Annotated in this window: 11 protein-coding genes and 1 pseudogene; 4 read left to right on the forward strand and 8 right to left on the reverse strand. The window is 42.8% G+C overall.

The window, feature by feature from the left end; translation table 11 throughout:
* Nucleotides 1–77: 77 nt before the first annotated feature.
* The 8 genes and pseudogenes from gyrA to dnaA form a co-directional block, all read right to left on the reverse strand.
* Nucleotides 78–2609, reverse strand: a complete 2532-nt coding sequence (gyrA, locus tag ACXAFV_RS01730; RefSeq protein WP_475124011.1) for a DNA gyrase subunit A — start codon at nt 2607–2609, stop codon at nt 78–80.
* A gap of 108 nt (nt 2610–2717) precedes the next feature.
* Nucleotides 2718–4640 carry a DNA topoisomerase (ATP-hydrolyzing) subunit B gene (gene gyrB, locus ACXAFV_RS01735; protein ID WP_475126041.1) on the reverse strand — a complete coding sequence of 641 codons (1923 nt, stop codon included), beginning with the start codon at nt 4638–4640 and terminating at the stop codon, nt 2718–2720.
* A gap of 47 nt (nt 4641–4687) precedes the next feature.
* Nucleotides 4688–4942, reverse strand: a complete 255-nt coding sequence (gene remB / locus ACXAFV_RS01740; RefSeq protein ID WP_032087143.1) for an extracellular matrix regulator RemB — start codon at nt 4940–4942, stop codon at nt 4688–4690.
* 9 nt (nt 4943–4951) lie between these two features.
* Entirely contained in the window at nt 4952–6070 is a 1119-nt protein-coding gene (gene recF / locus ACXAFV_RS01745) for a DNA replication/repair protein RecF (protein ID WP_475124013.1), read from the reverse strand.
* A gap of 17 nt (nt 6071–6087) precedes the next feature.
* Nucleotides 6088–6306 (reverse strand): S4 domain-containing protein YaaA, encoded by a 219-nt coding sequence (gene yaaA / locus ACXAFV_RS01750; protein ID WP_341985913.1) that lies wholly within the window; start codon nt 6304–6306, stop codon nt 6088–6090.
* Between the two features lie 347 nt (nt 6307–6653).
* Nucleotides 6654–7790, reverse strand: a complete 1137-nt coding sequence (dnaN, locus tag ACXAFV_RS01755; RefSeq protein WP_475124015.1) for a DNA polymerase III subunit beta — start codon at nt 7788–7790, stop codon at nt 6654–6656.
* A gap of 168 nt (nt 7791–7958) precedes the next feature.
* A pseudogene (locus ACXAFV_RS01760) lies at nt 7959–8145 on the reverse strand (hypothetical protein).
* Between the two features lie 116 nt (nt 8146–8261).
* The gene (gene dnaA, locus ACXAFV_RS01765; RefSeq protein WP_475124017.1) at nt 8262–9605 is read right to left on the reverse strand and encodes a chromosomal replication initiator protein DnaA; all 1344 of its coding nucleotides are present in this window, start codon (nt 9603–9605) and stop codon (nt 8262–8264) included.
* Nucleotides 9606–10845: 1240 nt separating this feature from the next.
* Between dnaA and rpmH the strand changes: the two genes are divergently transcribed.
* The 4 genes from rpmH (at nt 10846) to jag (ending at nt 13061) form a co-directional block, all read left to right on the forward strand.
* Entirely contained in the window at nt 10846–10980 is a 135-nt protein-coding gene (gene rpmH, locus ACXAFV_RS01770; protein ID WP_224875679.1) for a 50S ribosomal protein L34, read from the forward strand.
* Nucleotides 10981–11087: 107 nt separating this feature from the next.
* Nucleotides 11088–11459, forward strand: a complete 372-nt coding sequence (gene rnpA / locus ACXAFV_RS01775) for a ribonuclease P protein component (RefSeq protein WP_475124019.1) — start codon at nt 11088–11090, stop codon at nt 11457–11459.
* A gap of 208 nt (nt 11460–11667) precedes the next feature.
* Entirely contained in the window at nt 11668–12447 is a 780-nt protein-coding gene (spoIIIJ, locus tag ACXAFV_RS01780; RefSeq protein WP_475124021.1) for a YidC family membrane integrase SpoIIIJ, read from the forward strand.
* Nucleotides 12444–13061, forward strand: coding sequence for an RNA-binding cell elongation regulator Jag/EloR (jag, locus tag ACXAFV_RS01785; protein WP_475124022.1), 618 nt, complete (start codon nt 12444–12446; stop codon nt 13059–13061). Before spoIIIJ ends, jag begins: the two co-directional genes overlap by 4 nt.
* Nucleotides 13062–13105: the final 44 nt, after the last annotated feature.

Below are 13105 nucleotides of genomic sequence, written 5' to 3' on the forward strand. Positions count from 1 at the left end.
ATAATCTTTGTCCTCTCTAAAAAAAATAAGCTATCTCCTGAAGAAAAACATTTCCTCAGGAAATAGCTTATTGTCATTTATTCTTCTGAATCGTCAACTGATTCATTCGTTTCTTCTTCATTGTTTTCAGGTACATCTGCCTCTTCGGATGTTTCGACAGGTGCGGCTGTTTCTTCCTCGTCTTCTTTTTCTACTTTGGCTACAGTAGAAACGAATTCACTTTCTTGAAGACGGATCAGTTTCACACCTTGTGTGTTACGTCCGGTGGTGGAGATATCATTTACGTCCATACGGATCAAGACCCCATGGGCAGTGATGATCATGAGATCTTCTTCACCTGTCACGGCTTTGACTGAAACCAGTTCCCCGTTACGCTCGGTTATGTTACACGTTTTCAGACCTTTACCACCGCGGGTTTGGACTCTGTATTCACTAGCAGGTGTACGCTTACCGTAGCCGTTGACAGTTACGACAAGGACATCGCTCTTTTCTTCCAAAATCTCCATGCCTACGACGATATCATCATCGGAAAGGTTGATCCCTTTCACGCCGGTGGCCGTTCTTCCCATTGAGCGTACATCTGTTTCAGGGAAACGGATCAGCATGCCTTTTTTCGTACCGATGATCATATCTTTTTCACCATCAGTGAGTTTGACGGAAATCAATTCGTCATTCTCCCGGAGATTGATGGCAATCAGTCCGTTTGTACGGATATTGGCGAAATCAGAGACAGGTGTACGTTTGGATATACCGTGTTTCGTCGTGAAGAATAGATACCAGTCATCCACGAACTCTTCGACACGGATCATCGCATTGATCCACTCATCTTTTTCCACGCCGAGCATGTTGATGATCGGAAGTCCTTTTGCCGTACGGCTGAATTCAGGGATTTCATACCCTTTGGCACGATACGCTTTCCCTTTATTCGTAAAGAACAAGATCGTGTCATGAGTCGACGTAGTCAGGAGATGTTCTACGAAGTCATCACCCGTTGTACCCATTCCTTGGATGCCCCGGCCACCGCGTTTTTGACTGCGGTATGTAGAGACAGGAAGACGCTTGATATAGCCATTATGAGTAAGAGAGACCACAATGTTTTCACGCGGAATCAGATCTTCATCTTCAATGTTTTCAATTCCGCCCGCAACAATTTCAGATCTTCTGTCATCGTTGAAACGTTCTTTGATTTCAAGCAGCTCTTCACGGATGATTTCAAGAACTTTTTCATCGTCAGCTAAAATAGCTTTCAGTTCCGCAATCAGCTTCACCAGTTCTTGATATTCATCTTCGATCTTCTCGCGCTCCAACCCTGTCAGGCGCTGAAGACGCATATCAAGGATTGCTTGGGCTTGTTTATCAGATAGAGAGAATTGCTCCATCAACCCTTGTTTCGCGAGTTCCGTTGTTTGAGAGCCGCGGATCAGGGCAATGATTTCATCAATGTGATCCAACGCAATGCGAAGTCCCTCTAAGATATGGGCCCTTGCTTCCGCTTTGCGCAATTCGAACTCTGTTCTGCGGCGGATCACGACACGTTGATGTTCAAGGTATTCCTGCAGACACTGTTTGAGATTCAATACCTTCGGCTGGCCTTTTACAAGTGCCAACAGATTGATGCCGAAGCTTGTTTGAAGTGCAGTCTGTTTGTAAAGGTTGTTCAGCAGTACATTGGCATTGGCGTCTTTTCTGACTTCAATGACAATACGCATACCATTACGGTCTGATTCATCACGAAGATCCGTGATGCCGTCAATTTTCTTATCGCGGACAAGATCCGCTATTTTTTCAATCAATTTTGCTTTATTTACTTGATAAGGGATCTGATGAACGATGATCGTTTCTTTCCCGTTGCTCTTCTGTTCGATTTCAACACGGGCACGCATCGTAATGGAACCTTTACCTGTTTCATAGGCACGGCGGATCCCGCTTCTTCCGACAATCAACCCTGCAGTAGGGAAGTCAGGTCCGTGGATGTATTCCATCAGTTCCTGGATCGTGATTTCAGGCTCTTTACTCAGTGCAAGGATCCCGTCAATGACCTCTCCCAGGTTATGGGGCGGAATATTCGTTGCCATTCCGACCGCGATTCCGGACGAACCGTTCACTAACAGATTAGGGAAACGGGCAGGTAAAACTTCCGGTTCACGTTCTGTGCCATCATAGTTATCTTTATAATCGATGGTATCTTTATTGATATCACGGATAAGCTCCATCGAAATCTTGGACATACGTGCTTCCGTGTAACGCATCGCTGCCGCTGCATCTCCGTCGACCGAACCGAAGTTTCCATGGCCGTCTACAAGCATGTAGCGGTAGTTGAAATCCTGCGCCATACGCACCATTGTGTCGTAAACCGCTGAGTCACCGTGCGGGTGATACTTACCGATTACTTCACCTACGATACGCGCAGATTTTTTGTATGCTTTATCCGCCGTCATCCCAAGGTCGTTCATCGCATATAAAATACGGCGGTGAACCGGCTTCAAGCCGTCACGGGCATCAGGCAGGGCACGGGATACGATGACACTCATCGCATAATCAAGGAATGATGAGCGCATCTCATTGCTTATATTAATCTCTTTAACATTCGATCTTGGTGTTTCTGCCATAGTGTAAGGGACCTCCTTTTAAAGAAAGATTTGGACCTTTCTCTTTATTAACCTTGTCCGCTATGTAAAAGACAGGATAGATTTCTTACTTCTATCCTGTTTTTAAAATTAGATATCCAAGTTTTTAACGTAAGCAGCATTCTCTTCGATGAAGTTACGTCTAGGTTCTACTTTGTCACCCATGAGGATTTCAAAGGTTTCATCGGCTTCGATGGCGTCCTGCAGGCTGACTTGAAGCAGTGTTCTTGTTTCAGGGTCCATTGTGGTTTCCCATAACTGTTCAGGGTTCATTTCCCCTAGACCTTTGTAACGCTGGATGCCAGGTTTCGGTGTAGGTGAAATTTCTGCAAGGATGCGGTCGAGTTCTTTGTCGTTGTAAGCATATTCGATTTTTTTGCCTTGCTGGATCTTATACAACGGCGGCTGCGCGATATAGATGAATCCTGCTTCGATGATTTGTCTCATATAACGATAGAAGAACGTCAACAGAAGCGTTCGGATATGGGCACCATCGACGTCGGCATCGGTCATGATGACGATTTTATGATATCTGGCTTTGGAGATATCGAAGTCTTCCCCGATTCCTGTACCGAGTGCAGTAATGATCGCACGGACCTCATTATTCGAAAGGATCTTATCAAGGCGAGCCTTTTCAACGTTAATGATTTTACCTCGCAGCGGCAGGATCGCCTGGAAGTGACGGTCACGGCCCTGCTTGGCAGATCCGCCGGCTGAGTCACCCTCAACGACATAGATTTCACTGATGCCCGGATCTTTCGATGAGCAGTCCGCCAGTTTACCAGGCAGGCTTGAAATCTCGAGCGCACTCTTACGGCGTGTGAGCTCCCTTGCTTTCTTTGCAGCCATACGCGCACGTGCAGCCATGAGTCCCTTTTCGACTACTTTCCTTGCAACGACCGGATTTTCCAGGAGGAATGTTTCCAGATGTTCCGAGAACAATGAATCGGTAATCGTTCTTGCCTCTGAGTTACCAAGTTTCGTCTTCGTTTGACCTTCGAATTGGGGATCCGGGTGTTTAATGGAGATGATGGCAGTCAATCCTTCACGGACATCCTCACCTGAAAGATTGGCATCACTTTCTTTAAACACATTATTTTTACGTGCATAGTCATTGATGATACGGGTCAATGCCGTCTTGAAGCCGGACTCATGCGTCCCGCCTTCATGAGTGTTGATGTTATTCGCGAAAGAGTAGATATTACTTGCAAAGCCGTCATTGTACTGCAGGGCGATTTCCACTGTAATATCGTCTTTTTCACCTTCGATGAAGATCGGTTCTTCATGGATGACTTCTTTTGAACGGTTCAAATGCTCGACATAGGATTTGATTCCGCCTTCGTAAAGGTAATCCTTACGCTTGCCTTCACCTCGCTTATCTTCAATGCTTAACTGAATGCCTTTATTTAAGAAAGCCAATTCGCGAATACGGTTCGCCAGTGTTTCAAAGTCATATTCAGTTGTTTCAGTGAAGATTTCAGGATCAGGGGTGAAATGAATGACCGTTCCCGTCTTGTCTGTCTCACCGATGACTTTAAGATCGAAGCTTGGAACTCCCTTTTCGAACTTTTGGTAATGGATTTTCCCGTCACGGTGGACATTGACTTCAAGTTCCGTTGACAGGGCGTTAACGACCGAAGCACCAACACCATGCAGCCCTCCGGAAACCTTGTATCCGCCGCCGCCGAATTTACCGCCGGCGTGAAGGACGGTCATGATGACCTCTACGGCCGGACGTCCCATTTTTTCATGAATCCCGACAGGTATCCCACGTCCGTTATCGGTAACCGTGATGCTGTTATCTTCTTCAATGATCACTTCGATTTCATTACAGTATCCCGCGAGCGCCTCATCGATACTGTTATCAACGATTTCCCATACTAAGTGATGCAGACCTTTTCCGCTTGTTGAACCAATATACATTCCTGGTCGTTTACGTACGGCTTCCAATCCTTCTAAAACCTGAATCTGATTTTCATCATAGGATTGACCTTGTGCTTGTTTTTGTTCCATAGCCATGCCGATTCACCTACACTTTCTAACCTTTCGGGCTTGTATTCCTATAATAAATTCTCATAGTTTGAGTATTTCTTTGATCGTTTCTTAAGCGTGCTTGATGCTAGTGGGGAAAGATACAATTGATTCTTCGTAATAACGAGAGATTTATATGAACCCTTTGCAAGATTACAAAGGTGATTATCTTTATTCTTCAAAAAAAGCTGTAATTCTTCTGAAAACTGTACGGTATCCCGATCAATTATTGCGATGATATCATCTGTTCGTACCATGACATCTTCTCCGACATGAATGTACAAGGTACCACCTCATTTCAGTCTTTTCATAGTTCCCGCTTCCACTTCGAATGTCGTTGCCTCGTTCAGCGTCTGATGATCGATCCCATCCACATTGGTGGTCGTGACAAAGGTCTGCACCTTGCCTTGTATCGTGTTGAGTAAGTGGGATTGGCGATAATCATCAAGTTCCGACAATACATCATCAAGAAGAAGAATCGGATATTCTTTTATTTCAGAATGGATGAGTTCAATTTCTGCCAGTTTTACAGAGAGTGCTGTTGTCCGCTGCTGCCCCTGCGATCCGAACGTCTGAACGTCGCGACCATTCACGATGAACTGCAGATCGTCCCGATGCGGTCCGGCAAGAGTGACTCCCCGATCGATTTCACGCTCGCGGATCCCTTCAAATTTCCGTTCATATACCTCTACCATTTTTGACCAATCTTGATCATCTGATACATCCAAAGAGGGTTTATAAAGGATTTCCAGCGTTTCAAGGTTCCTTGAGATCCCTGAATGGATCGGTTTTGCCCAACTCTCAAGCAGCTGGACGAATTCAAACCGTTTTTTTACTATTTTGACAGCCATCTCGATGAATTGTTCAGTCAGTACGTCAAGCATCGTCTGATCTGTCTGTTTTCTCGTCTGCAAAAGTTTCAAATAATGATTACGCTGCTGTAATATTTTTTGATAAAGACTGATATCATGTAAATAAACAGGTGAAACCTGCCCGATTTCCATATCAATAAAACGACGCCTAACTTGAGGGCTCCCTTTTACAAGATGGAGATCTTCAGGCGCAAACATGACAACATTCATATTGCCGACGTATTGACTCAGCTTCGACTGCTCAAGGTGATTGCACTTTGCTTTCTTACCCTTTTTTGAAAGGACAAGTTCCAAAGGCAACGGTCCATTATACTTTTGAATCCTACCTTTTATTTTAGCATATTCCTCGTCCCAACGGATTAAATCTTTATCATTTGACGTCCGGTGGGATTTCGCCATTGCCAGAACATAGATGGACTCCATAATGTTCGTCTTACCCTGGGCGTTTTCCCCCAGGATGACATTCACTTTGTTTTCGAAATTCACTTCGATCGATTCGTAATTCCGATAATTTTTCAATTCCAATTGTTCAATATACATGGACATAACATCCTTTATTATTCTCCAGCAACCACAAAGACTCCTACTTCCGGAATTTCAACCTTGTCTCCGACTGCAAGCTTTCTTCCTCTTCTCTGGTCTTGTTCACCGTTTATGTATACCTCATATTCACTTAAAAACCATTTTGCCATGCCGCCGGATTGAATCACATCAGCAAGTTTCAGGAACTGCCCGAGTGTAATGATCTCCGTCGTAATCGTGACCTTTTTCTCCACTAGAATCACTACTTTCCGTATAAAGTCTCTAATATCTTATTTTACTCTAAAAAAGGACAAGTCACAACTAACGAAAAGTGGAAGGGTTATTGCTGTTGTCTGTACAGGGTTTATCTTGCATGGCAGACGGGAAGCTGAACGGGTATTGAGGACAATCGGACACTTTTTTGGGATTACGGACGAAAAATGAGATTTGAGGACATTTTTTAGAAAATGCGGACAAAAATTCAGGGATTCGGACAATTTTCAGTAGTTTACCGACAATTCGACAAGAATCTCCATTTCCCGCAATCCTTTTACAAAAGAAAAAGCCGACACCTTCTTAAAAGGTATCAGCTTTAAATCTATTAATATGTTCTAACCGGAAGAATCAATTGAAGGATGGAGTCGTCATGAAGCGGTTTTAACACAAATGGTCTCATCGCTCCCGTGAAATTCACATAGATCTCCGTTCCTTCGATGGCTTTCAGCGCATCCATCATGTATTTCGCACTGAAAGATATCTTCAATTCTTCACCTTCAACAGATTGGCTTTGAACCTGTTCGATGACTTTCCCGATTTCCGGGGTATTGGAGGAAATCTCAATCATACCGCCGTCAAGAGTAGAAAGTTTCACCACGTTGTTTCTTCCCTCTCTCGCCAGCAGCGACGCACGATCGATTGCCTGTAAAAATTCCTTTGTCACAAGCGTCAGTTCCGTCTTAGTGTCGGATGGGATCAAACGGCTTGTGTCCGGATAATTCCCTTCAAGCAATCTTGAGAAGAATAATAAGTGTTTTGCTTTGAACAGCACCTGGTTTTCGGTGATGACGATTTCAACAGGCTCGTCCGTGTCATCAAGTATTTTGTTTAACTCGTTCAAGCTCTTCCCTGGAATGACGATATTGTATGACGCTTCATGGTTTGTTTCAATCGGCGCTTTTCTCATTGCCAGCCTGTGACTATCTGTTGCAATACAGCTCAGTTCCCCATTTTCAATCTGACAGTTTACACCTGTCAAGATGGGGCGTGTTTCTGAGGTGGACACTGCGAATACCGTTTGTCTGATCATCGTTTTTAATAGGTCAGTCGAAACTTTGATTCCATTGCCCTCTTCGATTTGAGGGAGATGCGGATACTCTTCCGGATCCAATCCATTCAAATTGAATTCTGCCTTACCGGAACGAATGACTGTCTGGAAATGATTTTGCACTTCGATTTCAACCGTGTCTTTAGGAAGCTTTTTAACGATTTCACTAAAGAATTTCGCTTGAAGGACGATTCCTCCTGTTTCCATGACTTCAACAATCTCAGAACCTTCTTCCTCTCTCGGGATAAAGGATTCGATAGAAATATCAGAGTCGCTACCTGTTAAGGTTACTCCATCTTCTGTTGCAATGATTTTGATCCCCGTAAGAATGGGAATCGTTGTTCTTGACGTAACAGCCTTCATGACATCTTGAACGCTTTGAACAAGATCGTCCCTCTGAATAACAAATTTCATGATTATTTCCTCCAATTTGCACATAATTTTTTGGACTGAATCATATATTAATAATTTATTTAAAAAATAGTAATAGTACTAGTAGGGCCTGTTGATATGTGGATAAGTGTGTGAATTGAACGGAAACACAGCCTATCCACATGTGGACAGACTGTGTGCTAGTTGGTCTCAGTTATCAACAGTATTCAGTTTTGGGTTAAAGCTATCTATCAAGTTTTTTACTTTAAATACCGCAGTTGATTTCCGTGGAAGACTTCGCTTTCCGCGGGTAGCCCGTGAGCCTCCTCGGCTTTGCCTGCGGGGTCTCACTTTGGCCACTTCTCCCGCAGGAGTCTTCGTCTTCCACTCCAATCAACTGCTGGGAAAGGCAATATCTTTGATAGAAGCTTTAACAGAATCTATTGATAATCAGCCAATTTATTCAAAGGAAAGATTGGCAATCAACTTCCCTGTTGCCATCTAATTCATTAACTACTTCAACGAATCCCTGATTTCTTTCAATTGCTGCTGTAAAAGAGCGTCCGCTCCGAGCAGGGTGCTGATTTTTTCATGGGCATGGATGACGGTGGTGTGGTCGCGTCCGCCGAATTCTTCGCCTATTTTAGGAAGGGAGGAATCGGTCATTTCCCTGGACAGATACATGGCGATTTGTCGTGGAAAAGCGATGGATTTCGTGCGTTTTTTTGCTTTGAAATCCTCGATTTTCACATTGAAGTGCTCACCGACAACGCGCTGGATCTCTTGGATCGTAATGGCCTTGGGCTTTGAGCTTGGGATGATATCCTTCAAAGCTTCAGCTGCAAGATCGGCATTAATATCTTTATTGATAAGTGAAGAGTATGCAACGACCCTGATCAGGGCGCCTTCCAGCTCACGGATGTTCGTATCGATTTGATTTGCGATATAAAGCATGGCCTCATTTGGAATATCCAGGCCTTCTGCTTTTGCCTTTTTCCTTAAAATCGCTATTCTCGTTTCCAAATCAGGAGGAGTAATATCGGTAATAAGGCCCCATTCAAAGCGGGAACGAAGGCGGTCTTCCAATGTCGGAATCTCTTTAGGAGGACGATCACTGGATATGACAATTTGCTTACTTTCTTCATGCAATGTATTAAAAGTATGGAAAAATTCCTCTTGTGTCTGTTCTTTACCGGCCAAGAATTGAATATCGTCAATTAACAGCACATCAACGCTTCGATATTTATTGCGGAAATCGACCGCTTTGTTGTCACGGATGGAGTTGATGAACTCATTCGTGAATTTTTCAGAAGATAGATAAACCACTTTTGCAGCCGGATTATGTTCGAGCACATAATGGCCGATCGCATGCATCAAGTGAGTTTTTCCGAGTCCTACTCCCCCGTAAATGAATAAGGGGTTATAGGCTTTAGCAGGTGCTTCTGCCACTGCCAAGGACGCAGCATGAGCAAATCGGTTACCCGAGCCGATGACAAACGTATCGAATGTATATTTAGGATTCAGCATATTCTGATTGAGATCATACTGGTCATCCTCTTTTGCAGCCTTTTTAGGCGGTACTGGAATATCAAACTCTTCCGGCTCCTGATTTTGGGGAATAATGAATTTTACGACCAGCTCTTCGCCGGTGATATCATACAATACTCCGGAGATTAACTGCGAATAACGACCTTCCAGCCAATCTCGTGCAAACTCATTTGGAGCGGTAATCACAAGAGTATCACCTTGTATGGAGTGTGCCTTCGTTGATTTCAACCAAGTGTCGAAGCTTGGCTTACTTATTTTTTTTTCGATATTTTCCAAGGCTTTACTCCAAAGATCCCCGATATTCTCCAAACCTGATCCCTCCTTTTCTTTTCAATGTCCGGCTCCAACGCCAGCTTTTTCTTTTTGTACAACCTCTGTATAACCTATAAACGTCTCAAATCTCGTTATCTAATAAAAATACAATGAACTGTATGTGGAGAATATATATAATAAGGAAAGAAAATGGTTAGTCGACAATATCCACCACTTGTGGACAAGGTTTTACATACCATCTGAATAAGTTACCCACATGATATCCACATTTTGTGGATAAGTAAATTACGTAATTGCAGTTATCAAGAGTGAAAACACAATAATCATATCAAAATATCCTTAGAGGTGCAATGGTTTTTAAATATTATCCACAACCCCTGTCAGTTGTGGAATGAAATTGTCCACAAGGATAGAACTTGTGAAAAACCTGTCAATAGCTGCTGTGGATAATTAAAAATCGTGTCGAATTCTATCCACAGGGTGATTTTATAAGTGGTGGGAGAGATTTTGTAGAAGGTGTTGGGGGACGGAATTAAATTTTAAGGACTTCTGAAAGCCGCTTTTGATTTCCGTGCAAGACTTCGCTTTCCGCGGGTGACCCGTGAGCCTCCTCATCGCTTCGCTCTTGCGGGGTCTCACATTAGTCACTTCTCCCGCAGGAGTCTTCGTCTTGCACTCCAATCAACGCTGGATCCCTAAAAATAACTTAGAGTCGATCAGCCTATAAACTCCATCCTAAAGAGACATTTAAATACAATTCAATTTGGATGAACATTTGTGAAAACATAATTCTTCATTTAGCAGCTACTAAACATTGTTGAAAGTTTCTGTCATAAAGATGTTGTGATTATCAGAAAGGCTAGAATCAATCACTTTATAGGAAATAATATTTGCAGCTTACTTCTAACAACTATTGCTACTTACTATGTGAAAAAACGAGAGTGGATTGGAACGGAAGGCATTTGACTCCGACGGGAAATAGAGGAAAAGTCGAGACCCCACAGGAGCGCAGCGACGAGGAGGCTCGACTTCCTCCCCGCGGAAAGCAAATGCCTGCAGCGGAAAGGAACGGTCTGTGATCCAACAGTCAGAATGGTGTTTAGAAGTCTAATCCACAATGAATTAACTTTTTTAGAAGACAAACAAAAAAATTAGTAAAATATAGATACCCCAAAATAAAATAATATGACTGTTGACTTTTTATGGTTAACGTCTTTATAATAGTGAAGAATGTCTTTAACTTATAAAGATGAACCCTTCAGGGAGGTGTCAATAGATGAAAAGAACGTTTCAACCAAATAAACGTAAAAGAAGTAAAGTACACGGTTTCCGTGCGCGTATGAGCTCTAAAAACGGACGTAGAGTATTAGCTCGTCGTCGTGCCAAAGGAAGAAAAGTATTATCTGCTTAGACCACTGAACTGACTCAGTGGTCTTTTTTTCTAGTAATCGAACAAATGTGATTAAGATCTTCTATTAAATGAAAGACTTAAGGAAAAACAAAAAATAGGTGTGGCTTATGAGGAAAGAACAAAGAGTAAAGAAAAATAAAGAATTTCAAGAGATATTTAAAAAAGGGACATCATTTGCAAACAGGCAATTTGTTCTTTATTCCTTAAAACAGGAAGAAGCCCAGCCTTTCCGGATCGGGATTTCCGTCAGCAAGAAAATCGGGAATGCGGTGTGCCGGAACAAAATCAAGCGTTACGTAAGGCAGGCTTTTTTAGAATTGCGTGAAGACGTTCAAGATAACCACGATTATTTGATCATCGCCAGAAAACCGGCGGCCGACATGAATTTTCATGAAGTAAAAAGCAGCATCAGCCATGTATTAAAAAGAGGGAAAGTATTGAAAAAGCCTTCTGATGGCAAAAATGATAGGAAAAAGTAAAAAAGTATTTAGTATTTAGACAAGTTTCAACATCACAAGCCTTTGAAAAGATGTTACAATACGAGGGATTGTACTTTTTGAAATAGGGGTGAGGAAACGTGTCCTTGCCTATTAGTAAATGGCTGTTTTCTAATAGAGTGTTGCTTTAATCCAACAAATTATATGAAGAGAGCCTTGCAGAAACATATTAGTTGGGAGGAAAATAAGGGTGAAAAAGAGAATTATAGCCCTCATGGGAATCATTGGGCTAATGGCTGTTTTATCAGGCTGTACAGAATATAATCAGCCCATTACACCTGAAAGCTCAGGTTTTTGGAATGAATATATTGTGTGGCCATTATCACAATTAATAACAATGGTTGCAGAATGGTTCAACGGTTCTTATGGTATGGCGATCATCATTGTCACGCTGATAATCCGTTTAGCCATCTTACCGTTAATGATTAAACAAACGAAAAACTCCAAAGCGATGCAGGCATTGCAGCCTGAAATGAAAAAACTTCGTGAAAAATACAGCTCTAAAGACGCTCAGACTCAACAAAAGCTTCAACAGGAAACAATGGCGTTATTCCAGTCACATGGAGTCAATCCTTTGGCGGGATGTTTCCCATTAATCGTTCAAATGCCGATCTTGATCGGATTTTATCATGCGATTGTACGTACAAGAGAAATTGCAGAACATAATTTCTTATGGTTCGACCTTGGAGAAAGAGATATCATACTTGCGGTTGTTGCCGGTATTACAACGTTCATCCAGCAAAAGCTGATGATGGCAGGTACGGCAGATCAAAATCCTCAAATGGCGATGATGCTTTATATCATGCCGGTGATGATCGTGATCTTTGCCATCAACTTCCCGTCAGCCCTTTCACTATACTGGGTAATCGGTAATATCTTCATGATTATTCAAACTTACTTCATCAAAGGTCCTGATATCAGAGAAGTACAAGCTGCAAAAGCTGGTGGTTCGGGAGGAAAGAAAAAGTGAGAGAAGTGAAAGCGACTGGTCAAACGGTGGAAGAAGCCATTGAATCAGCCTTGTCTCAACTGAACATCACCAAAGAAGAAGCAGAAATCGAAGTTATAGACCAAGGTAAAAAAAGTCTGTTCGGACTGTTCGGGGGAAGACCGGCAGCCGTCCAGGTGAAAAAAGCGATCAATCCGGTTGATGAATCGAAAGACTTTTTATTATCCGTAGCACGTGCGATGGGGGTGGAAGCTTCTATCGATGTACATCAGAATGGAAGGGAAATTGAATTTCATCTTTCAGGCGAAAAAATGGCGCTTTTAATTGGTAAAAGGGGCCAAACCCTTAATGCGCTTCAGCATTTGACGCAATTGGCAGCAAATAAGGTGTCCGATCAGTTTTTAACCATCCTTCTGGATGCAGAAAACTATCGTGAACGCCGCCGCCAGACTCTTACCAACCTAGCAGAGAGGCTTGCAGATAAAGCGCTGCGCACCAATCGCCCTGTTTCCCTGGAACCTATGCCTTCTTATGAAAGAAAAGTGATCCATACGGCTTTAGTGAATGCTAAAAAAGTGGACACGTATTCTGAAGGCCGGGAACCGAATCGGTATATTGTGATTGCACCTAAATAAGATTTGATAGAGACGATTCCTTTTTGAGGGGTCGTCTTTTTTTG

The organism is Rossellomorea sp. ABR4_012 (assembly GCF_056159545.1).